Below are 25,545 nucleotides of genomic sequence, written 5' to 3'. Positions count from 1 at the left end.
TTTTGAATTAGGTAAAGTTATGCAAAAAACGGTCTTCATTACCGGTTGCTCCAGCGGCATTGGCCTGATTGCCGCTCAGGATCTGCAAAAACGTGGCTATCGCGTGATTGCGGCTTGCCGCCGTGCGGAAGATGTTGCTCGTCTGACTGCACTCGGTCTGGAGGTTATTACGCTGGATCTGGATGACAGCGCCAGCGTTGAACAGGCCGCTGCGGACGTGATCAGATTGACCAATAACCGTCTGTATGGCTTGTTTAATAACGCTGGATACGGCCTCTACGGGCCGCTGAACACCATTTCACGCCAGCAGCTTGAACAACAGTTTTCCAGCAACCTGTTCGGTACACATCAGCTCACACAACTGCTATTGCCCGCCATGCTGTCGCACGGTGAAGGCCGCATCATCCAGACCAGTTCCGTGCTGGGACTGGTGTCCACCCCCGGGCGTGGCGCGTATGCCGCCAGCAAACATGCACTGGAAGCGTGGTCAGATGCGTTGCGTATGGAACTCCACGGCAGTGGCCTGCACGTCAGCCTGATCGAGCCTGGGCCGATTAGCACACGCTTTACCAACAACGTTGCACAGACGCAGACGGATAAACCCGTCACCAACCCCGGTATCGCTAAACGCTTCACGCTGCCGCCGGAAGCGATATTGCCGAAACTCCACCATGCGCTGGAAAGTTCACGGCCAAAATTACGCTATCCCGTGACGCTGGTGGCTCATGCCCTAACCTGGCTGCGCCGCCTGTTACCGGGGTGTTTGCTGGATAAAGTATTACGAGGATAAGGCAGCAGAAAGTGATGTATTGCGCACTCACTGCGGTACGAGGCTTGTAAGTGACACCGACAAGCCCCATCTAAAGGTCAAATGAATTCAAGAAGTAAGAGAGACTACTCATGTTAGAACAACAAGCGACTATCGTTGACGTTAACGAATCTAACCTGCATCAGGTTTTAGAACAATCCGCGACACTGCCCGTCCTGTTTTACTTTTGGTCGGGGCGTAGCCAGCACTGTCTGGAACTGGAGCCGGTGTTGGACAAACTGGCACAGGAATACGCAGGGCAGTTTGTTCTGGCCAAGGTGGACTGTGATGCCGAGCAGCGCGTCGCCGCCCAGTTTGGCCTACGTTCAATCCCAACCGTTTATCTGTTTAAGGACGGGCAGCCGCTGGATGGTTTTCAAGGGCCACAGCCGGAAGAAGCGGTTCGCGAACTGCTGAAACGCGCACTGCCGAAAGAAGAGGAGCTGAAAGTCGCTCAGGCACAGCAACTGATTCAGGAAGACAAACTGCCAGAAGCAATGCAGTTGCTGAAAGATGCCTGGCAACTCAGCCAACAGCGCAGCGACATTGGCCTGATGCTGGCAGAAGTGCAAATCCAAATTAAACGCAGTGAAGATGCCGAAGCCGTGCTGGCTACTATCCCTTTGCAAGATCAAGACACGCGCTATCACAGCCTCGTCGCTCAGATTGAATTGCTGAAACAGGCAGCAGATACGCCAGAAATTCAGCATTTACAACAGCAGTTGGACGCTGACCCGAAAAATGCGGATCTGGCAGTGCAATTATCTCTGCAACTGCATCAGGTTGGTCGTAATGAAGAAGCGCTTGAGTTGCTGATGGGATTCCTGAAAAAAGATCTGGCCGTCGCTAACGGCAACGCACGTAAAACGTTGATGGACATCATGGCCGCCCTCGGCACCGGCGACGCCCTCGCCGCCCGCTACCGTCGGCAGCTTTATTCGTTATTATACTGATTCTCTTGTGAAAAAGGCCAGAACGTTGATTCTGGCCTTTTTATTTCAAGCATTCATCATCGTCTATATTGTATTGATACGATGATTTCGGGTGTGGTAACTCGGCGTAAAAAATTATGCTGAGGAGATAGCAGGCTTAGGATGAGCCGCATGGACGCGGCTCAAGCTTGCGCCACGCAGGGAGCGTGTCGCAAGCGGTCCGTTAAGCCTGATACCGACGAAGGAACCGCGTTAGCGGCATAATTTCCGCCGAAAAGCCTGGGGTCAAGGGGCGAGCGGCGTTTGAGCCGTCCCTTGTCGGGCGCGCGCTACGAGGTAGCATGAAAATAACGGTATCATCGCGCACGAAACTAACCCCGAAAGCCGAATAGAAGTGTGGCTAAGGCAGGTTAAGGATAAGATCCTCGGTAATTCCCCGCTGACTACAGCGTCTTCAACACCGAGATCCAACCGTGCCCGCCGTAGACTGACCAGCCGTTTAACCAGCGGCGCAGCATGTTCATCGCCAGCATCGCAACCACTTCCTGATGGGTTTTCAGGCTGTAGCGCTGTACGTTGAACTGTATCGTTTGGGCGAAAGATCCTTCAGGTGTATGCAGCGCTAATGACAATTCGGCATCATTCCTACTGCCGACCACCAACGCTAACGATGCCCCCTGACGCTCTGCCAGATGGCGGGCATAATCCGCTAACCCAGACAGGCTGGCGTCTTGAACGCTTGCTAGCAGTTCTCCGCCCGCCAGAGGAACATTTGCCGATTGGAGCTGCCAGTTGAGCAATCCCGCCGTGAAGTGTTCACTCACCGCCAGCGTCATATCACGTTCGGCGAGGCGTCGCGCCAACTGTGCGGGTAACCCTTCCGTGCCTTCAAAGATCGTATTCTCACCTGCTACAGTGCGCACCGTTTCCCACAACTGTTCCATTTTTTCTTTCTGCGCAGCCGGGCCAGTTAACTTCAGTTCAATAATCGGCATAGAAGATCGGTAGCCCAGCACCACGCCCGGCGGTAATGCCATACCATCTAACTGGCTTGCCAGATCGCTCTCGGAGCGGCCAAAGGTGGTCAAACGCAAACACAGCGGGGCTTCCGCCACCGCAAAGCGTTCACGCAGGCGCGGCATAATCTGTTGATCGACCATGACCTTAAATTCAGACGGTACGCCCGGTGTGAAAAACATCAGGCACTTGTTCAATCGCAGCGCAAAACCACAGGCTGTACCTACTGGATTATCCACCATTTCGGCGCTGGCAGGGATTTGCGCCTGTTTACGATTGCTGGGAGCCATGACTCTGCCGCGTTCGGCAAAAAAAGCCTCCATACGCGCCAGCCATTCAGCGTGCTCAACCAACCCTTCTCCTGCTGCGGTGGCGGCCGCCAATGCGCTGAGATCGTCGCTGGTCGGCCCCAGCCCACCGTTCACAATCAAGATATCGGCTATCTGGCTGCGCTGCGCGATCGCGGTCACCAACGCATCGAGATCATCACCCACCGTCATCCGGCTGGTCATCGGTAATCCCTGTACAAACAGATAATCCGCCAGCCAGGCCGCATTGGTGTCAATAATCTGACCATGCAGCACTTCATCGCCGGTACATAACATCTCAACCCTAAGCATTTTTTCACTCCTGATGATAATCCTGAATCCACTTTAGAAAGTCAGATGAACAAACACAATCTTTCTTTCAGGCTGCCCGATAATGCGCCACGCCGACGCATCGCGCTCAAGTGTAAATATAAAATTACACTCGTCGTAACGGCGTTTTGACAGAAATCACTGAATACTCTACCCTGCTGCCAAAAATATCTGGATATACCCGTAATACTTCAAGTTGCATGTGCGTTGGCAGCGTTCAAATCTGCTCCCGGCAGATTTGTCACCCGAATCACTTACCTGAGTAAGCTCATCGGTATGTCTTCTCTTGCCGCCTGCCTGAAACTCGAATTATTTGGAATATAACCACGCTATATATAGAGGAATAGGTGAAAAATCGTACTCTTGGCAGTATTTTTATCGTTGCTGGTACCACCATTGGAGCAGGAATGCTGGCGATGCCGTTGGCAACGGCTGGCGTCGGGTTTGGCACGACATTGATGATATTGATCGGCCTGTGGGCTCTGATGTGCTATAGCGCCTTGTTGCTGGTTGAAGTGTATCAACATCAGCCGTCGCACACCGGGTTAGGCACGTTGGCAAAAATCTACCTTGGCCGTTGGGGGCAGTGGATTACCGGTTTCAGCATGCTATTTCTGATGTATGCACTAACGGCAGCCTATATCAGCGGCGCGGGCGAACTGCTCGCCAGCAGCATCAGCCAATGGAGTGGCTACTCACTTCCGCTGTCCGCAGGGATTCTACTCTTCACGCTGGTTGCTGGCGGGGTCGTCTGCATCGGCACGTCCTCAGTCGACTTGTTTAACCGTATCCTGTTTAGCGGCAAAGTGCTGATGCTCGTCATCATGCTCGCCGTCATGGTTCCACATATTCAACGCGTCAATCTCTTAACGCTACCGCTGCAACAGGGTCTGACACTCTCGGCATTGCCCGTCATTCTGACCTCATTCGGCTTTCACGGTAGCATCCCCAGCATTGTGCACTACATGGGGGGCGACAGCCGTAAGCTGCGCCGTATATTTCTTATCGGTAGCGTGATACCGCTGATTGCCTATATTTTCTGGCAGATCGTGATGTTGGGCAGCCTCAGCTCTTCAACATTCAATGCTATTTTGGCCGATCAGGCCGGATTGAACGGGTTGATGCAGGCAATTCGCACGCTGGTTGCTTCACCGCACGTTGAGCTTGCCGTCCACCTGTTTGCCGATCTGGCACTGGCGACCTCTTTCCTCGGCGTGGCGCTAGGATTATTCGATTATTTAGCCGATCTATTTAAGCGTAAAAATAGCATCACAGGGCGTGCACAGACGGGGTTACTGACCTTTATCCCACCACTGGTATTCGCACTCTTTTACCCGCAAGGCTTTGTTATGGCCTTGGGCTATGCAGCAATTGCACTGGCCGTACTGGCGTTACTCATTCCCGCCTTGCTGAGCTGGCAGGTGCGCAAGCAGCGTCCTGAAATACGCGCGACTCGCGGTGGTGCGCCCGTCTTGGTGCTGATCTTCACCAGCGGCGTCGGCATTATTCTGATCCAGTTGGCGATGGTTGCGGGTTGGCTGCCGTCAATCAATTAACGTCACGAGCGGTTAACCCAAGGATAAAAAACGCAGGGCGCGTTTTTTAACGTCGCGAGCAGGAAACTCACCATAAAAAAGAGCGTGAACTCAACATTCACGCTCTTTTGTCTTTCTGGTCACGACATCAAGCCAGCACACCGGCGACTTGATGTATGACGCTATATTAGAAGTTCAGACCGACGCCGATATAGGCAGAATCAGCCAACTTGTTATCTGGGCCGTTTTCACGCGCCATATTGATGTAGCGGTAACCGACATCGACGCTCAGCGGTGCAAACACCTGCCAACGAACGCCCGCTTTCCCTTCAACATAATGGTCAACGTGGCTAGAGAAAGCATCCGGCGCATAATAACCTTCACCATACAGTGAGAACTGACGGCTCAGCGGCCACTGCACGCCACCGCCCAGTGCAACACCATAGCCATCATCGCCGTGATCCTGATTCAGGTACAACGCTTTACCGCCCAGAGTCAGCTTCAGTGGGCCAACAGGGATGGTGTATCCCAGACCAAAGCCATATACATCATTGCTGTTGTCGCCGTGGGAATAACTCACATTACCTGCAAGCCCTGGAATACCCAAACCGAAGCCCGCACTAGCACCAGCGTAATCACGGCCTGCTTCCCCGGAAAGGCTAATGGCATGCACAGAAGCACTAGCAAGTAACAGGCTTCCCGCACAGGCAATCACAAACTTTTTCATTTTCAATATCCTTAAAACCGTCGTTAAACGCGCGTGTAAAGATGTTATCGTTGCCGATTCTACCCGAAACGCTCCCTCACTCCAGCATGAAATAGTGTAAAATCAAGTCGTACTACGGTTTGAACTGATGGTGTATTGCCTTGACCCAGCTTTTCACCTGCTGGCGAGAAAGCTTAATTCCACCATTTTTCAGTTCGGCTGGCAGCATATAATACGCAACCGGACGCTGAAATCCGGCAAGCTGCGGCAGTAGCCAATCGCGTATCGCATCAAGCGTCGTGGGGTGAGCCACTTCTAATACCGCAACGGGGCGGTGGCCGAACTCCACATCGTCAACGGGCACCACACATGCCTGTTGAACGTCGGGGTGCGTCAATAACACAGCCTCAACATTCTCCGGCTGAACGCCTTCCCCACCGCTGAAAAATTGATTATCTAGCCGCCCCAGAATGTGCCACTCACCCTCGGCAAATAGTCCGCGATCTCGCGTGTGGAACCAACCGTCATCATCGACCAGCGGAATCAGTTTTCCGTCACGCCAATAGCCTTCCGCTAACGTACTGCCGCGCAGTAGAATTTCCTCACTGACCAGTTGGATCTCTCGTCCTTGCAGCGGCGTTCCGACGCCTGAACGACCATCGGCACGTTTAGCGCAGACCGTGGATGCCAGTTCCGTCAGACCATAACCACACCAGCAGCTTACGCCTCGAACTTCTGCTTGCTGCGTCAACGTCTGCGGGATCGTCGCCCCGCCGAGCAACACGGCTTTCAGTGCTGTAGGCAATGCCTCCTCCGACAGCAGTCGCCACAGTTGAGTCGGCACCAGAGAAGCATGGGTACAATCGCGCAGTGCGCTTTCCAGCGGCTGATGCGCACGGACAACAACCGTAGCACCCGTGGCAAGCCAGCGCCAGACAATGCCTTGCCCGGATACATGAAAGAGCGGAAGTGACAACAGCCAACTGTCGCTGGCGGAAAATGCCATCATTTGAACCACACCTTCCGCGCTGGAGAGATGAGCAGAGAACGTATGCACCACCGCTTTCGGCATTCCGCTAGAACCGGATGTCAGCGTTAGCGTCGCTAGCCGATCGGCCTGCCAGCGTAATCGATTGGTGTAGTTGATTACTTCGCTAGCATCTGATGACGAGGAATCTGATGGTAAATAAAGTGAGCGTACAGCATTCGGCCACGGTTTATCAGTCAGACACAAACCATACGCCACATCCAGCGCGGGCAACAGCGCCTCGGTTAGCGTATCGGGCAACTGTGGATTCAGCGGCAGTACGCGCACGCCGCACTGTAACAGAGCCAGATAGCTGAACAGCATCTGTGCGCTATTTTTCCCACGTAGTGCTACCGTGCTTTCAGCGGTGACACCCTGCTGTGTGAAATGTTCTGCCAGACGATCCACCCGCTGGGCGAGCGCCTGCCAGCCCCAACGGATGTCGTCTTCAATCAATGCAACAGACAGGGGCGTCTGGCTAGCCCAGTATCGCCAAGGCCAGTCGGTCAGGATTGCCATACCACGTCCAGTTGCTCGGCAGCCAGAAGCGGCAACATACTATCCGGCCAACGTTGGATCACCTGTGCCTGCATTAGATCTAACGTATCCAATCCAGGAACCGTGTCCGGTGTCAACCAATGTGCCAAGCGCGCTAGCTGAGTTAGGCCCAGACTGGATTCAATGCTGGAGCTGATCACCGCCGTTAATCCAGCCAGATGGGTTTCCTGCACCAGTTGCTGACAGCGTGCCAGACTACCGACCAGCGTCGGCTTGATCACAATCGCACTCACGCCCGGTTCGGCTTCCACCCGAAAATCCGCCTCGCGCACGCTTTCATCCCAGGCAATGTTGATACCGGTTTCCCGCGCAAACTCACGGGATTCGTCACGGGTTTTGCAGGGCTCTTCGAGAAAGGCAATGCGTGAACGCAATGATGGCGCGACATAGCGGGCAAAGCCGTCCGCTTTGGCTCGCGTCCAACTGCGGTTGGCATCCAGACGAAGTTTCAAATCCGGCAACGCTTCCAGCAGGACGTTAACGATCATACCGTCACGCACGGCTTCGTACAGGCCGACTTTTATCTTTGCCACTTTCTCGCCCGGCATCGCCTGAAGCATCTCGAACAGCTCATCAGGATCGCCATTACACAGCGGCGCTTTGCGATAGTCCGCAGCCTGCGGCAGGCGCTGATCCAACTCGGCCTGCGCACAACTCAAACCAAAGGCAACGGACGGCTGAAGATCGTCAGGAAATGCTCGCCCTGTTGCCCACGATTGCAGTTGTTCAAGCGCGGCTGATTCCGCATCTGCCAGCGTTTCTACGCTGAACTCCGGTAACGGCGCAATTTCGCCCCAGCCCAACCGTTCACCTTCTTGCAGGCGAACGATAAGACCATCGCGGGTTTTCAGGCGCTGATTACGCAGCACCACCCCGGCTTCCATCGGCACGCTGTAACGATAGAGAGTGACCCGACGCATTACGGATTCCGTTTGAATTTGCTGAAGTCAGGCTGGCGTTTTTCATTGAACGCGTTGCGGCCTTCCTGCCCTTCATCGGTCATATAGAACAACATGGTGGCGTTGCCCGCCAGTTCCTGCAAACCAGCCTGACCGTCACAGTCCGCGTTCAGTGCCGCTTTCAGGCAGCGCAGCGCCATCGGGCTATTTTGCAGCATTTCGCGGCACCAGCGCACGGTTTCTTTTTCCAGATCGGCCAACGGAACCACGGTATTCACCAGCCCCATATCCAACGCTTGCGCCGCGTCATACTGGCGACACAGGAACCAGATTTCACGCGCTTTCTTCTGACCCACGATGCGAGCCATGTAAGAAGCACCCCAGCCGCCGTCAAAGGAACCGACGCGCGGGCCAGTTTGACCGAAGATGGCATTTTCTGCCGCGATGGTCAGATCGCACATCATGTGCAGAACGTGTCCACCACCGATGGAATAGCCTGCTACCATCGCGACAACCGGCTTTGGACAGGTACGGATCTGGCGCTGGAAATCCAGCACGTTCAGGTGATGCACACCGCTGTCATCCTGATAACCGCCGTAGTCGCCGCGTACTTTCTGATCGCCGCCGGAGCAGAATGCTTTATCGCCAGCACCAGTCAGGATAATCGTCCCGATACCGTCGTCATGACGCGCATTATCGAGTGCCTGAATCATCTCTTTTACCGTTTGCGGACGAAACGCATTACGTACCTGAGGACGGTTAATGGTGATTTTGGCAATCCCATCAATAGATTTATGGTAGAGAATATCGGCGAAGTCGCCGCTGCAATCGTGCCATTCAATCGGTGCGTAAAGCAGTTCTTCACTCGGATAAAGCATAGTTATCAGTCCTTAACGGGATGCGAAAGAAAAGAGCGAACCCGCTCGGCATAGGCCGTTGGGTTCGCCTGATGAGCATTATGACCCGCCTGAGCCACGCTCAGTAACGGCAGGCCGTATTGCGCCGCCAGCGTCTGAAATTTCACGTCGCTGGCACCGCATAAGTAAACAAAAGGTATCGACAGATGCCGCAGGCATTCCGCCAAAAAAGGCTGTCGCCCCAACGAGGTCGCTTCCAGCATCGCGGCAACGGACACGCCATGATTACCGCTGCGACGAACTATCAGTTGTTCACGCTGCACTGAATCAATATCGGCAAAAACAGCCTGCTGATACCAATCCTGCAAGACCTCTGGCAGTGGCTCCTGACGAAAACGCTGCACCCAGCGTGCATCATGATGAATACGTTCCGCACACAGATCTGGCGTTGCCAAACCGGGGTGTCCCCCTTCAACCAGCAACCCCTGTATGCCGTCATGGTGTCCGTCGCAGGCGTGATACATCGCAATGCGACCACCAAGCGAATAGCCCAGCAGCCAATAACGTTCGATGCCCTGTGCCAACAGCGTTGCGGTTAGCTGGCGGCTGATATCGGCAAAATCGGCTGTAGCAATGGCTTGCGACGCACCGTGTCCGGGTAAATCCACCAGCAGCACAGGCCAGTCACGAAAAAATGGGAGGATCGGCCGCCAATCCTCACCGCTTCCTAATAAGCCATGCAGGCACACCAGCCACGGTTGCATCGGAGCAACCGCGCCATGCGTCACTTTCCGGCAGCCTAGCCCCTGAGGATCTAGTGGACCCACGCCGCCACCTGCGCAACCAGTTCATTGAGCGTTTCCGCGCCGTCTTTCGGTTCAACCACTACTTCAAGCAGCGTAACGCCGCCTTGTGTCCAGCAATGGGACACCGTATCCGCGAGTTGTTCCCAGTTCTCAGCGCGCGCGTAATTCAGGCCAAACATCGCCGCAGCATGTCCGAACTCCACATTTTGCGGCATGCAATAAAATGCTTCGCGCTGGTCAACCGGTGTCGGCAACAGGGAAAAGATCTGGCCACCGTTATTGTTCACCACGATCAACACCAGCGGTGCGGGAGACTGGCGCAACAGCGCCAGCGCATTCAAATCGTATAATGCAGAGAGATCGCCAACGATGCCCAGCGTCGCTTTCGCCGTGGCACGCTGTACACCAGCCAGCGTGGAAATCAGACCATCAATGCCGCTGGCTCCGCGATTGCCATATACAGGATAACCTTGTGGGAGCTGCGCCAGCGCATCGATCAGGCGCACCACGAGACTATTACCGACAAACAGTTGCCCATCCGGCGGCAACAGCGCCGGTATGCGCTGCGCCAACTGAGCTTCACCAAAACGGGAGGCCAGATGCGTATCGATCTGCCGCTGCGTTCTGTCGGCAATATCCGCCAGTAAATCCGCCCACGATGCCTGTTTTTCTGCTGGATGCGCCGACAGCCAGTCGCCAACGTCCGCAACCAAACGACGCCCGCGATGGTGAGCCGGGTCCAGTCGTCCCGGCAGATCGTCAATTAACCAAAATTCTTGCGGCTGACACTGGTCTTGCCAGTGCAGCAGGCGTTTACCGGTCAGGCTACCGCCGAACTGTAGGACGATGTCTGCCTGTCGTAAAAGATTTGCGGCTTCAGGATGCGCCAGCCAAATATCCGCGCAGGGCAAAGGTTGCCCGCTTTGCGACAACACATCACCAATCAATGGCCAGCCCAATTCGCTCGCCCACGCGGCAAGACGCGCTCCGTGTTCGGGACTCACGCGCCCGGCGAGGACGACGCCACGCTTCTGCCGCCACTGCGACCAGTCCGACTGCACCACCAGCGCACTCTGGCGCATTTCACGCAGCCAAGGTTCGCGGCTGTTCCACCAGTCACCCAGCGTCATCAGCCAATCCTGATAAGCCGTGCCATCATCGGCACCATAAAGCGGTTCAGCAAAGGGGCAGTTAATGTGCAGCGCGCCGTGCGTAAGCCGCGCCATAGCACTATCCACGGAGGAAACCAGCCAGTTAGCCGGAATATCGGGCGTAGGGCGCGGTAAATCCAGCGCCAACGTAGGGTGTGACGCATACAGTGCATGCTGGCGAATCGCCTGATTCGCACCGCAGTCAATTAGCTCCGGTGGACGATCGGCCGTCAAAACCACCAGCCGTTCACCAGTCAGCCCGGCTTCAATAATTGCCGGATAAAGGTTGGCGGCAGCAGTGCCTGACGTCACGATAATCGCAACCGGTTCACGCGAGGCTTTTGCCAGCCCGAGCGCAAGATGCCCCAGCCCCCGTTCGTCGAAATGGGTATGGCAAATCAGTTCACGATTATCTGCCGCAGACAGCGTCAGCGGGGTAGAGCGAGAACCAGGCGCGATGCAAATATGCCGGACGCCATGGCGGGTCAGCGATTCCAGCAGCAATGTAGCCCAGCGGCGATTAAATACACTTGTTGACATGATGTACTCAACAACTCAGGTTGCAGGTTATTCCCGTCATACTTCAAGCTGCATGTACGTTGGCTTCTCTTACTCACCCCAGTCACTTACTGATGTAAGCTCCTGGGGAATCGTGCGCTCGCCGCCTGCCTGCAACTCGAATTATTTAGGGTATAGCAAATAATAATGATCCAACTGTTGGTGGCCTGGTTGCCCTTCAACGACTATCGCGATCAGCCTTATTATATTTTTTTTTACCATGCTGACTTTGATATAAACCAGTACCTGGCACAACAACCATAAAACAAAACTATGACATATCACCGTCTAACAGCGATCTCAGCCCTGCGGCTTTGTTTTCCAACTCCTGCCATTCTTGTTCTGGATCAGATCCTGCCACAATCCCGGCACCAGCATAGAGCGTCAAAACATGATCCCGCACTTCAGCCGAACGCAGTGCCACACTGAATTCAGACTGCTGACGCGACAAGTAACCCGCAGAACCCGCATACCAACCGCGCTCGAACGGCTCATACGCCGCAATAAAACGGCGCGCTTCCTGCCTTGGCAGACCGGCTACTGCCGCCGTGGGCTGTAATGTATTCAGGCACGCGCTATCGGACGCCGTTCTCAACGTGGCATGAATGGTACGACGCAGATGCTGCACCTTACGCAGACGCACAATTTCTGGCGGCATGACATCCAGCGACAGCGCGGATTGCTGTAGTCGTTGGCAAATATCATCCACCACCAGCATGTTCTCGCACTGATTCTTGGTGTCCTTCATCAGCCAATCAGCCAATTCAGCAGCTTTGAGTGCATCGCGATCGCTTGCCACCGTTCCCGCCAAGGCTTCCGTTTCTAATTCGCTCCCCCGCCGGCGATAAAGCCGCTCAGGACTGGAGCCGAGAAACGCATGACGCGCATCGTGCGCCAGCATGAAATGGAAACAGTGATGATTCGCCGCACGGCTGGCGGCCATAAAGGTGGTTGCTTGTAACGATTGAGTCAGCGTTAGCGTGGTTGCTCGCGCCAACACGACCTTTTCCATTAATCCAGTGTTGATGTCATGTAGCGCCCGCTGGAGCAAATCAATCCACCCCTGACGCTCCGGTTGATGCGCGACAGACTGCACCTCCGCGTGCAAAAGAGGCTGTGATGCTGGCGGAAGAAGCAAGTTAATAAACGCCGAGGCTTCGACAGCATCCTGCTGCAATGACGTCTCACTGAACAGATTAATGCTCAGGCTAAGCGTATCATCCTGACGTCGCAGTTCCGCGCGGGGCAAGAACAGGTAGCCAGGTGACGAAGCGCCCTCTTCTTTCGACTGGTTAAACGCATTCAGCCCCCAGATGCGCACATCGGGATCGCACTGTTGCTGAACGAGAAATGCCTCCGCATCTTGAATATGACGAAACCCGCACACCTTGCCACAAACGGCAACCTCTTCACGATCCTGACGGTGCTGCCAATAGAACTGGGGATACACAGGCTGAGTCGCCAACCACGGCAATAGTTCAGACGCCTCACTGAGGCTTAAGGAACGCGTTATTTGTCTGAAACCTACGCGTTCAGGCTGTGGCTCGCGCAAATCTTGCTGCATATGGCGCAGCAAGTCGGAAAGTAGTTTCACCGTCACCCCGGAGACCTAACACAAAGTAGGGGATTATACGGGAAAAAAACACGTCGTGGGTGAGAGGTTATACAAGACGCACAAGCCACCTCCGGCAGAGTGCGCCTAAGTACATTTTTATGACGAGCCATCCCTGGCCGTCACCCTTACGGGCCGTTGCTTGCGCAACGTTAAAAATTTCTCCTGGAAATTTTTTACCCCCTAAGGGTTATCGGCATGACCACAACGGCGGGCACAGGCTGAAATCGCACCAAACGGCAAAACGGGGCATATGTATCGAACTAGAATTGCAATTCATCATCATTATTACTTCAATTTATCTTAATCTATTCTTTTATTTACTTTTTGCCGATTATTTAATCGGCATTTTTGTTTTACCGTGTCTCTGGTCAAGCACTTCGCCGAACGACCCCCATCTATGTTACGGCGTTCCACTGCACCCGTCTGAATTGACCAAACTAGCGCCGCTGCTCAGTTGCCCGTGCGTTGATCAAATCAAATACCTGTTCGAAACGCCCTTCACGCTCAGCCAAACGTTGCAGTTGAGCACGCTCTACAACGATCTCGTTTGGCGTCGGTTGCTTGCAAAACAATGTAATAACTTCATCAATATATGCGTTCAGAGGCATGTAGCCTTCGCGATCCGACTGCCCCGGCGTGAGCTCAGTCTGGATACCTGGTGGTACGAGCTCGATGACCTCGACCTGATCCACGAGCTGATGCCGCAATGACACAGTGTAGAAGTGAACGGCAGCCTTAGTCGCGCTATAAACCGCCGCGTCAGCGCGCGGAACAAAAGCCAGACCGGAAGACACATTGACGATCGCAGAATTCTGTTGGCTCTTCAGATGATCGATAAAGGCGTTAGTGAGGCGGATAGGCCCAAGCACATTTGTAGTAATCTGCGCCTGCGCATCGCACAGATCGCTTCTAGTACTCAGATCTTCGTAACGCATGATGCCAGCATTGTTAATCAGGACGTTGACGGATGGATATTCCGTCACGATCCGCTGTGCAAACGCATTAATAGCCTTTGGATCGTCGATATCTAATTCAAATGCGTGCATATTTTGCCGTCCATCGATCGTCTCCTGCAGGAGAGATGCTCGCCGACCCGTCACAATGACTGTGTTGCCGAGATCGTGAAAACGCAGTGCGAGCTCGCGGCCAATGCCGGAACCTCCTCCTGTAATGAGTATTGTGTTATTTGCCGTTTGCATGATTAGCTTCACCTTCTCGTTTAAATTCAGGAACTATCTTTTTTAAATTCAGGGACTATGCAGCCGCCCCTCTTCTGACAGTATTCGCGCGCAATAGGGAACAACGTCGCAGTCCGAAGAAACAGGGGATGCGCACAAATGCCAGATGCACTTTTCTACCGGAACGTGGGTAGGACTCAAAGAATAAGCACCTTACAAACTTTTGGGAAGTAGGCACCATAAAGTGCGATACTACCCAAATGGTAAGTATAGAAGATACGTGCTTTAAAGAACTCAGATGCTCGACTCCCGATACTGTCAGACGCAAACTTCGGGAAAGAAAAGCACCAGAATGATCACAATTACCCAAAAGAAAGAGAGTGCCTATGAGCATCGACTTCGCTAAACACTCAGAAGTCCAGAGAAAGCTTTCATCAGTGAAAAAGCAGGATCCTCGCGTAGAGACACTGGTTAACGAAGTGATCGGCCGAGTGGCGGACAAATGGACGATGTTTATCCTTGAGGTTCTGGCTGAAAACGGAGAATTACGCTTCACACAATTGGCAAAGAAAGTGGCAGGGATCAGCCAGAAAATGCTGACACAGACCCTGCGCGAGATGGAACGAGAAGGGTTGGTAATCCGCACCGTACATCCCGTTATCCCCCCAAAGGTGGAGTACCGCCTGACGGATCTCGGTCTTGGGCTTGGGGCTGCGTTCTGTGGCGTGTGGGTGTGGGCTGAGAAAAATCTTGAAATCATCGAACAAGCCCGTTCCGCATTCGATCTGCGATCCAAAGACAGCTAAGGCTTGGCGAAAGGTAGCAACCAGCAAAGTTTGCTGCCAATCATAGGCGTGACGAGTACCATGATTCTTTCCATTCAGACCGCTAATTATGGTAAAAATAGGCCCTTGTTACGTATACCGGATAGCCTCGTTCAGGATGAGTACGACTCTGCATTCCAACTTGTTAAGCATTAATCAGAATCTGCCGGGCAAAAAAGCACAGGCGGCCACGCGCATCGCTTTCTTTGTTGCAGGTTTTGCTATGGCTTCCTGGGCACCGCTGGTGCCCTTTGTTAAAGCGCGACTGGCTATCAGTGATGCCTCTCTTGGGATGCTGTTACTTTCTCTGGGCATTGGTTCACTGTTGGCCATGCCGCTCACCGGTTTCCTCACCAGTAAGTGGGGATGCCGCAGCGTTATTTTGCTGGCCAGCGCCCTGCTCTGTCTGATATTACCCGCTCTGACGCAGGCAGAAACATTGCCAGTGATGGCGATCGTGCTGCTCTTTTTTGGCGCGTCTATTGGTATGATCGATGTCGCCATGAATATTCAGGCCGTCATCGTAGAGCGCGCCAGCGGCCAGGCGATGATGTCCGGTTTTCATGGTTTCTTTAGCATCGGAGGAATTTCCGGTGCTGGTGGCGTCAGCGCCCTGTTGTGGCTTGGCCTGTCTCCGTTGATGGCAATACTCACTATTGTTGCGTTGATGCTGCTGTTCATGGCAACGGCACATAAACACCTGCTACGCACCACAAATCAAAATGAAGGTGGCCCGCTGTTTGTGATCCCACGCGGCTGGGTCATGTTCATTGGTTCACTGTGCTTCATCATGTTCCTAGCCGAAGGTTCGATATTGGATTGGAGCGCCCTCTTTCTGACGGTTGAGCGCAACCTGAGCGGCGCGCAGGCGGGAATGGGCTATGCGGCATTTTCCGTCGCGATGACGCTAGGCAGGCTGAATGGCGATCGCATTGTTAATGCGCTTGGGCGCTATGCGATTCTTACTGGTGGTAGCCTTTGTGCCGCACTCGGTCTGCTGTTAACGATCGGTATTGATAATGCAGTGACCGCCATTCTTGGCTTCGTGATGGTGGGTATCGGCGCATCCAATGTGGTACCGATCCTCTTCAGCGCGGCGGGGAATCAAAAAATCATGCCACCCAATCTGGCCATCGCCTCCATTACCACAGTAGGCTATGCGGGCATTCTGATCGGCCCGACCATTCTCGGCTTTATTGCACAGCTCAGCAATTTGGCTACCGCATTCGGGTTTGTCGCACTGCTGTTGCTGGCCGTCAGCGCCAGTGCGCGAGCAGTTATCCGCTAATCAGGAGCGCTAATTGATGCCAGCCATGATCTTGCGTTATTTTTCCCTCCTTACGGTGTTATCGTTCCTTATTACTGGAACGTTTGGGTATAGCTACATCAACGATTTGCTGGCGGACAAAAAACATTCGCTGACGACTATTGCCCAAGGTATACAGAAACGCATCGATACTTACCGTTTTTTCACCTATCAAATTTACGGCAGTCTGAACAGTGAACCGTCCGCTAGCGACGCCAACATTAGCGCAATTAATTTAATGCCCAATGTTTTCTATGTAGAAAAAAATGGTCAGAAAACGGATGCGTTGATTTTTGGGCAACACGATAAAGGGACGCTGACGTCGGTGCGTCGGATATCACGCTATCTCGATATTCTCTGGGGAGCAGAGAATAACGTCTATTCTATGTATTATCTGAATGGCATCGACAACAGTCTGACGATGATTTCCACACAGACGCTGAAAGATATCTCTTCGCAGTTCCGCGGCAATTATATTACGGTCATTGCCGAAGCCCGCCGGACGGAAATGCTGCAACAGGCAAATGTATTAGATGAACGCGAAAGTTTTTCCCCGCTGCGTAAATTACGCTTCTATAACGATTACTATTTCACGCTGCGCACCACATTCAATCAGCCGGGCCATCTGGCGACAATTCTGGCGTTCGATCTGCCCATTAACGACTTAATTCCAGACACAATCCCGCGTGACCATCTGATGCTGAAGCCAGATACACCTGCAGCTAGCAACATCGACGGCAGTAATAATGGTGAAAGCGCAACGGATGCACAGCTTCATGGCTCTAATATTGAAGTCTCTGCCACGCTCGTAAATGCACCGATAAAAATCGTTTTCCAGGTGCCAGTAAAGGCACTGATTATTGATGCGTTGCGTAATAACATCTGGCTTATGCTGCTGAATCTGGTTCTGCTGAGTTCGTCCATCAGTGGCTTTTATCTTTTCCGGCGAAAGTATGCCCATCCCGGTGAAGATTTATCGCATCAGTTGGAAAAGAAACTGGATATTTACCGCGAAACCACGGGGAAAATCCCGATGGGCGTGCTGGTTTATGATTTCAACAGCAACAAGATCATCATACAAAATGAGCGTGCAGAGCACCTGCTTCCACACCTGAGTCTGCAAAAAATCACCAATATGGCGGACGAGCATCAGGGTGTCATTCAGGTCACCATCAATAATGAAATGTATGAAATTCGTCAAATCCGTAGCCAATATTCGCCAGACTATTGCCTCTTCCTGGTGCGCGAACAGGATAAAGAAATTCTGGTGCAGCGGAAATTGCTGCTAGCCCAGCGTGAATACGAAAAGAATATCCATGCCAGAAAACGTTTATTCCAAAACCTGCTCAGCGAATTTAAACAGCCGCTGCTCTCACTACAACAGCATATTCACGCGATACGCCACAGCAATACGGCAGCCATGCAAGCACAAACGCTGGATCAACTAACAGCAGATACCCGCTGCGCGATTCAGCTACTGGAAAATATCGCCCTGCATGAAAAGCTTGAGGCTCAGGAATGGACGGGAGTCAACACCAGTTTTTCACCGCTGACACTTATCGACAATGTTCTCCTTGAGTTGTTGCCACGATTGAATCAAAAAGGGCTTACCCTATTCCATCATTACCATCTGGATAATAATCAAACTTATGTGGGTGATGCCGAGCTGTTGAAAAAGACGCTGGCACTGCTGCTAAATTATTCAGTGACCAATACCGATTACGGCAAAATTACGGTATCGGTTGACAGAAAAAATAATGAGTCGGATACGCTGATTATTCAGGTCAGCGATACCGGAACCCAGGTTTCAGGCAAAGAGCAGGAAAACATTCGACATCCTTTCCTGCATCCTGCGGCTTTCGATCGTTTCGGACAAAATTCAGGATTGACCTTATTTTTGTGTAATCAACTCTGTAATAAACTGGGCGGTGCGTTAGCCATCAACAGTAAATCTGGGTTAGGTACACACTATATTCTGACGTTAAAACTGGAGGCGGAAGCGCTGCCCGTTGAGGACGAAAAACTGCTGGATGGGATTACCGTTCTGCTGGATGTGACGTCTGACGAAGTACAGCATATTGTCGGCAATATGCTGACGGGCTGGGGAGCAAATTATCTGGTCAGCGATGAGCGTCAGATTACTCAGGAAGCCGATATTTTTATTACTGATGACCCGGAGAAAAAAGCAGATTATACGCTGCTATTGAGTCATGACGATGACACGCTAACGCCTTTGGGCCCGCGCCGTTTGCGGGTGAACTATAATATCAGCCACCTCCTACTGGAGGCATTGCTTAAGCTGATTGAACTGCAACTGGAAACACCACCCGATGCGACGCAGGAGGGAGAACAGAACGATGTCGAATTTTACGCCGCACAATTGGCGTCAAGCGACTATTATTCGCTGTTCGTGGAGACAGTACCGGATGATTTAAAGAGGCTGTATACTGAAGCGGAAGCAGGCGATTTTCCGTCACTTTCGCAGACGGCGCACCGGCTGAAAGGCGTGTTTGCCATGCTGAATCTGCATCCTGGCAAACAGTTGTGTGAACAGCTTGAACAGCATATTACCGCGCACGATAGTATACAGATTGAGGCCAACCTTCATGAAATTGAAAGGTTTGTCAGTGCATTACTATCCCCAAGCGAACCTAAAGGGCAGCAAGGTAGCCAACAAGATGAGTAACCAAAACGATGAGTAACCTAAACGTAATTATTGCCGACGACCATCCCATTGTCCTTTTTGGCATCAAAAAATCACTTGAGCAAATTGAATGGGTCAATGTGGTTGGCGAATTTGAAGACTCAACTGCGCTGATCAATAACCTGCCTAAGCTGGACGCTAACGTTTTAATCACCGATTTATCCATGCCGGGCGATAAATACGGCGATGGTATCACCCTCATTAAATACATTAAGCGTCATTTCCCTCATCTCTCTATTATTGTTCTCACCATGAACAATAATCCGGCGATTCTGAGTGCGGTGTTGGATCTGGACATTGAAGGCATCGTACTGAAGCAGGGCGCACCGACCGATTTACCCAAAGCGCTAGCAGCCCTGCAAAAAGGAAAGAAATTCACGCCGGATAGCGTATCCAAAGTACTGGAGAAAATCAGCGCCAGCGGCTACGGTGATAAACGCCTGTCTCCGAAAGAAAGTGAAGTGCTGCGCTTGTTTGCAGAAGGCTTTTTGGTTACCGAAATCGCCAAAAAACTGAATCGCAGTATCAAAACGATCAGTAGCCAGAAAAAATCAGCCATGACCAAGCTGGGCGTCGAGAACGATATTGCCCTGCTCAACTACCTGTCTTCCGTTAATGGCGGCGCAACACAAGTCGACTAAGTTTTTCTCCCTGCACCGGCAACCGCGCTGGTGCAGGTTACTTCTCGGATGTTCTCGCCTGACGCACCACAGTACTGTAATACGCCAACGCCTGCTGCAACGTATCCAGCGTCACCGGTTTTGACAAACAGTGATCCATCCCTGCCCCAAGGCAGCGTTCTCTTTCTTCTGCCAACGCATTCGCCGTCACGCCAATGACAGGGAAACGTAGTCCCTGCTCCCGCATACGCTGAGTAAACAAATAACCATCCATATTCGGCATATTGACATCCGTCAGAACGATATCAATGTGGTTTTTACCTAATACACCGAGTGCGTCGACCCCATCATTCGCCGTCATCGCCTGATAGCCCAAAGAACCCAACTGATCCGCCAGCAATCGACGGTTGATGGGGTGGTCGTCAACCACCAGAATCATAATGTCGCCATTCTCAACTCGCTCATAGTGAGCCAGCGGCGGTGAAATCCCTTCACGAATATTGTCTTCACTTTCTGAGCGGTAGATTTTTTCCAGCAAATCAGGCAGATGCTGAGGTGTCGATGTCCCTTGTACCCAGTGCCCCTCACTCACTTTCTGTGCGGTTCCGTTATGCGCGCCACTCATCATGATATGCGCCCGAACGGCAATGTCTTCTATTGAGGTGTAATCACTAATCATGACATCATCAGGCGACACGGTTTGATTCTGGTAACGCACCGCCTGCACGCCTTGGTTCTGCAATAATGTCAGTAGATACGCCTCCAGCCGGGCATTACGCACCCTCAACCAGCATGTTTTCCCTTGCAGGCTGGCGTTAATCGCCATAGGCGCATAGTGCGCTTTATACAACGGGATCCTGACGCCAAACAGGCTGCCTAGCCCTGGTTCCGACTCGATAGTAATATCGCCATCCATCAGATTGACCAGCTTTTCACAAATTGCCAGCCCTAACCCTGTGCCCTGAAAATGACGCTGTACCCCGCTCCCCGCCTGGAAGAACGGATCAAACAGTTTCACCGCCTCGCGCGGTTGAATGCCCACGCCAGTATCGCGCACCACAAATTCCAGATAACCATCGCGGCAGCCGACTTCAAAAACGATGCAACCCGTATCCGTAAACTTGATCGCATTACTCAACAGGTTGGACAACACCTGCTGCAAACGGACGGGATCGCCAAACAGGCTAACCGGAACATTGGGTTCGATAAAGCAGTACAGCATCAGGCGTTTTTTGACCACCAGCGGGAGATAATTACTGGTGATGTGGCTGATAACCTCATGCGGTGCAAACTCACACGGTTCGATCTTCAACTGCTCCGACTCAATCTTGGAAAAATCGAGGATATCGCTGATGATTTTCAGCAGCAGCGATGAGGAGTTGTTCATCGCCAAGACCAGACGGTTAGCGTCCTGCGGCAGCGACTTGGTTTGCAGCAAGTCGAGATTGCCGATAATGCCATAAAGCGGCGTGCGCAATTCATGGCTGACGGTGGCAAGGAACATCGATTTAGACTGGCTTGCCTGTTCGGCGGCATTCGCCATTTCCTGTAGCGACTCTTCCATTTTGACGCGCGCGCTAACGTCCAACAACACACAAATCGCCACATTTTCATTGCGATAGCGCGAATGGACAAAGCTGATTTGCAGGTGGTGGTTACGGCTGGTCATCACATCCACAAACTTGGACTGCTGCTCGCAAATAATGCGGGTAATTCGCAGCCTGTCCTCGTGGGTAAGCAAATTGAGATAGTTATGCGCCAGTTCGTTACTGAGGATATTGGTGCCGTCACTAATACGCAGAATACAGATGCCTACCGGTGCCGACGCCACGATCTTACGGTTAAATTGCTCGTTCTCTTCCAGTTGAAACGCATTCACTTCTGCAGGCAACAGCATTTTCCGCTCAAACACCAGCGCCAACACGAACAACAGAATCGCCGAGAGGATATTCAGCACCAGCATGTTGATCATCAATCCGCCGATATGGGACAGCAGCACCTTCAGCGGTAGCGAGTACACAATACTGAACGAAGTCGGCGGCAGCGCCTTCTTCAGAATGAGTTCGTCATAACCATTCACATAGCCAAAATAGTTATGTTCGGAGGGATAGCCGCCTACCGAGGAAACAGAGAGCCCTTTGTCATCGGAAAACTGTAAAACGACCTGGTTATATTGATCCAGCAGCTTGGCATTGATCGGAAATTTTCCAACAGTGACGAAGTCATCCAGACGAATAGTCTGTTCAATTCCCATGATGACTTCCAGCTTGTTATCCACATAGATCGGCGTGAGCGCATATAAATAGCCGACATCGGGGACAGATGCGGGGGTAATCCAATAGAGTGTTTCATCACGCCCGGTCTGGGTACGATTCTTCTTTTGATCCTGAAACCGATCCTGCACATTTTTAAGCAAGTTATCACGATCAAGCGACTGGTTACGAATGCCAAAATCAACCATACAACGCCGATCGCCACCAACAAAAAAGACCCGATTAAGATCGTAGACGGCAGAGAAATTATCCTGCCAGCCGTTGAAAAAATGACTCAATGAGAGCAGCGCCGCATTCCCGCCATATTGCGTAGAACAGGTTGCTCCGGGCTCAAGCGCATAAACAGAGACACCAGGCCCTCCTTCCGTTGGCGACTCTGCCTTTTCTCTCGCCAGCATCAGACGGTTTGCCGCCAGATACTGAAGTTCGCGCACAATATCCGACGCGTGTCGGATGTATCCCTGTGACTGATCAAAGCTGAGATTATATTCCTGACGCAGTTCTGACTCTTTTTCATTCAATACTTTAGTGATATAGAAAACGGATATCAGCGCGCCCAACACCCACAGCATGATCGCCAGAACCCGAAACAAATAGCGGGAAACTTTTAATGTGGTATGGAATGAGGCGAGATATTTCAAGTGAATACCGTTGAATGATGGAGGAACCAGTTGGCTGATACACTACCGAGTGTCGATAAAAAAAGCCAGCGCATCGCGCTGGCTTACTCGGCTCATTTCGGTTTAAGGAAAAGGCTTATTCGTCATCTTCAGCGATATCATCATCGCCATCAATGTCGTCGATAGCATCATCGTCTTCGGCGATTTCGCCTTCAACGCTTACCACGCCATCCAGCTCTTCATCTTCTACCGGTTCGGCCACACGCTGCAGGCCAACAACATGTTCGTCTTCCGCTGTACGAATCAGCGTCACACCCTGTGTGTTACGGCCAACGATGCTGACTTCAGACACGCGAGTACGTACCAGCGTTCCCGCATCGGTGATCATCATGATCTGGTCAGCGGCGTCAACCTGAACCGCACCAACCACTTTACCGTTACGCTCGCTGACCTTGATAGAGATAACCCCTTTCGTCGCACGTGACTTGGTTGGATACTCACTCACGGCAGTACGCTTACCAAAGCCATTTTGTGTGACGGTCAGGATATCGCCCTCACCACGAGGAATAATCAACGATACCACGCGATCTTCACCTTGCAGGTTGATACCACGGACGCCCGTTGCCGTTCGACCCATAGAGCGCACCGCCTGTTCAGAGAAGCGGACTACTTTACCTTCCGCTGAGAACAGCATCGCCTCATCACTACCATCAGTCAGGTCAACGCCAATCAGCTCGTCACCCTCGTTCAGGTTAACCGCGATGATCCCCGCGCTACGTGGGCGGCTGAATTCCGTCAGCGCCGTTTTCTTCACCGTACCGCTCGCCGTTGCCATGAAGATATGACGACCTTCTTCGTATTCACGTACTGGCAGAATCGCCGTGATACGTTCATTCGGCTCAAGCGGCAGCAGGTTAACGATCGGACGACCACGTGCGCCACGGCTGGCTTCCGGCAATTGATATACCTTCATCCAGTACAGACGGCCACGGCTGGAGAAGCACAGAATCGTGTCGTGGGTGTTAGCCACCAGCAGACGATCGATAAAGTCTTCTTCTTTAATACGGGCTGCCGATTTACCACGACCACCACGACGTTGGGCTTCGTAGTCGCTCAGCGGCTGATACTTCACATAACCCTGGTGAGACAGCGTAACCACAACATCTTCCTGATTAATCAGGTCTTCGATGTTGATGTCAGCAGTGTTCGCCGTGATTTCTGTGCGGCGCTCGTCGCTGTATTGCGTTTTGATCGCTTCCAGCTCTTCGCGGATCACTTCCATCAGACGCTCAGGGCTATTGAGGATATAAAGCAGCTCGGCGATCTCCGCCAGCAGGTCTTTATATTCATCCAGCAGCTTTTCGTGCTCCATGCCAGTCAGTTTCTGCAAACGCAGATCCAGAATCGCCTGCGCCTGCTGTTCCGTCAGGTAGTAGTGACCGTCACGAATGCCGAACTCTGGCTCCAGCCACTCCGGACGCGCGGCATCATCGCCCGCACGTTCCAACATGGTAGAAACGCTGCCCAGTTCCCACGCTTGTGCGATCAGTGAAGCTTTCGCTTCAGCAGGTGACGCCGCACGACGAATCAGTTCGATAATCGGATCGATGTTCGCCAGCGCAATGGCCAGACCTTCCAGGATATGGGCGCGGTCACGGGCTTTACGCAGTTCAAAAATGGTACGACGCGTCACCACTTCGCGGCGGTGGCGCACAAACGCAACCAGAATATCTTTCAGCGGCATGATCTTCGGTTGACCCTGATGCAGTGCCACCATGTTGATGCCGAATGACGTCTGAAGCTGCGTCTGGGAATACAGATTATTCAGAACCACTTCGCCCACGGCGTCGCGCTTAATCTCGATGACGATACGCATACCGTCTTTATCGGATTCGTCACGCAGTGCGCTAATACCTTCAATACGTTTATCTTTAACCAGTTCGGCAATTTTCTCGATCAGGCGCGCTTTGTTCACCTGATACGGAATTTCATGCACGATGATGGTTTCACGTCCGGTTTTCGCGTCCGTTTCAACTTCGCCACGCGCGCGGATGTAAATTTTACCGCGCCCGGTGCGATAGGCTTCTTCAATGCCGCGTCGGCCATTGATGATCGCCGCCGTCGGGAAATCCGGGCCTTTGATGTGCTCCATCAACCCTTCGAGGGTAATGTCTTCATCGTCGATATACGCCAAACAGCCGTTCACGACTTCAGTCAGGTTATGCGGCGGAATATTGGTTGCCATCCCGACGGCGATACCGGAAGAACCGTTAACCAGCAGGTTGGGAATACGCGTAGGCATGACGTCAGGAATCTGCTCGGTGCCGTCATAGTTCGGCACAAAATCGACCGTCTCTTTTTCGAGATCGGCCAGCAGTTCGTGAGCAATTTTCGACATGCGAATTTCGGTATATCGCATGGCCGCAGCGGAGTCGCCGTCAATCGAACCGAAGTTACCCTGACCATCAACCAGCATGTAGCGCAGTGAGAAAGGCTGCGCCATACGCACGATGGTTTCATAAACGGCAGAGTCGCCGTGCGGGTGGTATTTACCGATGACATCCCCGACGACACGGGCGGATTTTTTATACGGTTTGTTCCAGTCGTTACCCAGTACGCTCATCGCATACAGTACGCGGCGGTGTACCGGTTTCAGTCCATCTCGAACATCTGGCAATGCACGTCCGACAATAACGGACATCGCATAATCCAGATACGAGCTTTTCAGCTCTTCTTCAATGTTGACCGGTGTGATTTCTCTGGCAAGGTCGCTCATGGAGCCGCTATCCCTCTATTTAGGCATCTACCCGTGTTCAGAAAAGTGAACCGTTCAGAAAGGTGAACTGTTCAAAAGGTGAAAAATTATATCACAAACCGCCGTTTCGGGGGAAACTCCCTTCCGTTCTGAACAGA

At 52.5% G+C, this 25,545-nt stretch carries 18 protein-coding genes; 7 read left to right on the top strand and 11 right to left on the bottom strand.

The window, feature by feature from the left end; translation table 11 throughout:
* Positions 1-19: 19 nt before the first annotated feature.
* The gene (locus A8F97_RS02680) at positions 20-790 is read left to right on the top strand and encodes an SDR family oxidoreductase (RefSeq protein ID WP_014700779.1); all 771 of its coding nucleotides are present in this window, start codon (positions 20-22) and stop codon (positions 788-790) included.
* Between the two features lie 110 nt (positions 791-900).
* Positions 901-1,761, top strand: a complete 861-nt coding sequence (locus A8F97_RS02675; RefSeq protein ID WP_014700780.1) for a co-chaperone YbbN — start codon at positions 901-903, stop codon at positions 1,759-1,761.
* A gap of 422 nt (positions 1,762-2,183) precedes the next feature.
* On the opposite strand, the gene A8F97_RS02670 is transcribed toward A8F97_RS02675, so the two are convergent.
* On the bottom strand, positions 2,184-3,377 hold the full coding sequence (locus A8F97_RS02670; RefSeq protein WP_014700781.1) for a nicotinamide mononucleotide deamidase-related protein YfaY: 1,194 nt from the start codon (positions 3,375-3,377) through the stop codon (positions 2,184-2,186).
* Positions 3,378-3,742: 365 nt separating this feature from the next.
* On the opposite strand from A8F97_RS02670, the gene tyrP reads away from it, so the two are divergent.
* Positions 3,743-4,951 (top strand): tyrosine transporter TyrP, encoded by a 1,209-nt coding sequence (tyrP, locus tag A8F97_RS02665; protein ID WP_015730946.1) that lies wholly within the window; start codon positions 3,743-3,745, stop codon positions 4,949-4,951.
* Positions 4,952-5,117: 166 nt separating this feature from the next.
* On the opposite strand, the gene A8F97_RS02660 is transcribed toward tyrP, so the two are convergent.
* The 8 genes from A8F97_RS02660 to A8F97_RS02625 form a co-directional block, all read right to left on the bottom strand.
* The gene (locus A8F97_RS02660; RefSeq protein WP_033071808.1) at positions 5,118-5,657 is read right to left on the bottom strand and encodes a YfaZ family outer membrane protein; all 540 of its coding nucleotides are present in this window, start codon (positions 5,655-5,657) and stop codon (positions 5,118-5,120) included.
* A 112-nt stretch (positions 5,658-5,769) separates the two neighbouring features.
* Positions 5,770-7,182 (bottom strand): o-succinylbenzoate--CoA ligase, encoded by a 1,413-nt coding sequence (gene menE, locus A8F97_RS02655; protein WP_014700784.1) that lies wholly within the window; start codon positions 7,180-7,182, stop codon positions 5,770-5,772.
* A complete protein-coding gene (gene menC / locus A8F97_RS02650; protein ID WP_033071809.1) occupies positions 7,170-8,141 on the bottom strand; it encodes an o-succinylbenzoate synthase in 972 nt (323 codons plus the stop codon). The genes menE and menC overlap by 13 nt, the downstream gene beginning before the upstream one ends.
* A complete protein-coding gene (menB, locus tag A8F97_RS02645) occupies positions 8,141-8,998 on the bottom strand; it encodes a 1,4-dihydroxy-2-naphthoyl-CoA synthase (protein WP_015730947.1) in 858 nt (285 codons plus the stop codon). The genes menC and menB overlap by 1 nt, the downstream gene beginning before the upstream one ends.
* Before the next feature lie 5 nt (positions 8,999-9,003).
* Positions 9,004-9,804 carry a 2-succinyl-6-hydroxy-2,4-cyclohexadiene-1-carboxylate synthase gene (menH, locus tag A8F97_RS02640; RefSeq protein ID WP_025918753.1) on the bottom strand — a complete coding sequence of 267 codons (801 nt, stop codon included), beginning with the start codon at positions 9,802-9,804 and terminating at the stop codon, positions 9,004-9,006.
* Entirely contained in the window at positions 9,792-11,474 is a 1,683-nt protein-coding gene (gene menD, locus A8F97_RS02635; protein ID WP_033071810.1) for a 2-succinyl-5-enolpyruvyl-6-hydroxy-3-cyclohexene-1-carboxylic-acid synthase, read from the bottom strand. The genes menH and menD overlap by 13 nt, the downstream gene beginning before the upstream one ends.
* 289 nt (positions 11,475-11,763) lie before the next feature.
* Positions 11,764-13,086 carry an isochorismate synthase MenF gene (gene menF, locus A8F97_RS02630; protein WP_033071811.1) on the bottom strand — a complete coding sequence of 441 codons (1,323 nt, stop codon included), beginning with the start codon at positions 13,084-13,086 and terminating at the stop codon, positions 11,764-11,766.
* Between the two features lie 458 nt (positions 13,087-13,544).
* A complete protein-coding gene (locus A8F97_RS02625; protein ID WP_033071812.1) occupies positions 13,545-14,306 on the bottom strand; it encodes an SDR family oxidoreductase in 762 nt (253 codons plus the stop codon).
* A 365-nt stretch (positions 14,307-14,671) separates the two neighbouring features.
* Between A8F97_RS02625 and A8F97_RS02620 the strand changes: the two genes are divergently transcribed.
* From A8F97_RS02620 to rcsB, 4 genes are all read left to right on the top strand, one after another.
* A complete protein-coding gene (locus A8F97_RS02620) occupies positions 14,672-15,091 on the top strand; it encodes a winged helix-turn-helix transcriptional regulator (RefSeq protein ID WP_014700790.1) in 420 nt (139 codons plus the stop codon).
* Between the two features lie 136 nt (positions 15,092-15,227).
* A complete protein-coding gene (locus tag A8F97_RS02615) occupies positions 15,228-16,397 on the top strand; it encodes an MFS transporter (RefSeq protein WP_015730951.1) in 1,170 nt (389 codons plus the stop codon).
* Positions 16,398-16,413: 16 nt separating this feature from the next.
* Positions 16,414-19,101 (top strand): phosphotransferase RcsD, encoded by a 2,688-nt coding sequence (gene rcsD / locus A8F97_RS02610; protein ID WP_014700792.1) that lies wholly within the window; start codon positions 16,414-16,416, stop codon positions 19,099-19,101.
* Positions 19,102-19,109: 8 nt separating this feature from the next.
* On the top strand, positions 19,110-19,760 hold the full coding sequence (gene rcsB / locus A8F97_RS02605) for a response regulator transcription factor RcsB (RefSeq protein WP_005976164.1): 651 nt from the start codon (positions 19,110-19,112) through the stop codon (positions 19,758-19,760).
* Positions 19,761-19,797: 37 nt separating this feature from the next.
* On the opposite strand, the gene rcsC is transcribed toward rcsB, so the two are convergent.
* Together rcsC and gyrA are read right to left on the bottom strand one after the other, a co-directional pair.
* Entirely contained in the window at positions 19,798-22,653 is a 2,856-nt protein-coding gene (gene rcsC, locus A8F97_RS02600; protein ID WP_015730953.1) for a two-component system sensor histidine kinase RcsC, read from the bottom strand.
* A 115-nt stretch (positions 22,654-22,768) separates the two neighbouring features.
* Positions 22,769-25,408, bottom strand: coding sequence for a DNA topoisomerase (ATP-hydrolyzing) subunit A (gyrA, locus tag A8F97_RS02595; RefSeq protein ID WP_014700794.1), 2,640 nt, complete (start codon positions 25,406-25,408; stop codon positions 22,769-22,771).
* Between the last annotated feature and the right edge of the window lie 137 nt (positions 25,409-25,545).

This window comes from Pectobacterium parmentieri, assembly GCF_001742145.1.
Classification (GTDB): domain Bacteria; phylum Pseudomonadota; class Gammaproteobacteria; order Enterobacterales; family Enterobacteriaceae; genus Pectobacterium; species Pectobacterium parmentieri.
Note: the sequence above shows the minus strand (reverse complement) of the source record. Positions and strands in the feature narration are given on the sequence as shown.

What these genes read in the sequence shown, in the direction of transcription:
- A8F97_RS02680 (WP_014700779.1), top strand. Translation starts at nt 20, where the DNA reads ATGCAAAAAACGGTCTTCATTACCGGTTGCTCCAGCGGCATTGGCCTG.
- A8F97_RS02675 (WP_014700780.1), top strand. Translation starts at nt 901, where the DNA reads ATGTTAGAACAACAAGCGACTATCGTTGACGTTAACGAATCTAACCTG.
- A8F97_RS02670 (WP_014700781.1), bottom strand. Translation starts at nt 3,377, where the DNA reads ATGCTTAGGGTTGAGATGTTATGTACCGGCGATGAAGTGCTGCATGGT.
- A8F97_RS02660 (WP_033071808.1), bottom strand. Translation starts at nt 5,657, where the DNA reads ATGAAAAAGTTTGTGATTGCCTGTGCGGGAAGCCTGTTACTTGCTAGT.
- menE (WP_014700784.1), bottom strand. Translation starts at nt 7,182, where the DNA reads ATGGCAATCCTGACCGACTGGCCTTGGCGATACTGGGCTAGCCAGACG.
- menC (WP_033071809.1), bottom strand. Translation starts at nt 8,141, where the DNA reads ATGCGTCGGGTCACTCTCTATCGTTACAGCGTGCCGATGGAAGCCGGG.
- menB (WP_015730947.1), bottom strand. Translation starts at nt 8,998, where the DNA reads ATGCTTTATCCGAGTGAAGAACTGCTTTACGCACCGATTGAATGGCAC.
- menD (WP_033071810.1), bottom strand. Translation starts at nt 11,474, where the DNA reads ATGTCAACAAGTGTATTTAATCGCCGCTGGGCTACATTGCTGCTGGAA.
- A8F97_RS02625 (WP_033071812.1), bottom strand. Translation starts at nt 14,306, where the DNA reads ATGCAAACGGCAAATAACACAATACTCATTACAGGAGGAGGTTCCGGC.
- A8F97_RS02620 (WP_014700790.1), top strand. Translation starts at nt 14,672, where the DNA reads ATGAGCATCGACTTCGCTAAACACTCAGAAGTCCAGAGAAAGCTTTCA.
- A8F97_RS02615 (WP_015730951.1), top strand. Translation starts at nt 15,228, where the DNA reads ATGAGTACGACTCTGCATTCCAACTTGTTAAGCATTAATCAGAATCTG.
- rcsD (WP_014700792.1), top strand. Translation starts at nt 16,414, where the DNA reads ATGCCAGCCATGATCTTGCGTTATTTTTCCCTCCTTACGGTGTTATCG.
- rcsB (WP_005976164.1), top strand. Translation starts at nt 19,110, where the DNA reads ATGAGTAACCTAAACGTAATTATTGCCGACGACCATCCCATTGTCCTT.
- gyrA (WP_014700794.1), bottom strand. Translation starts at nt 25,408, where the DNA reads ATGAGCGACCTTGCCAGAGAAATCACACCGGTCAACATTGAAGAAGAG.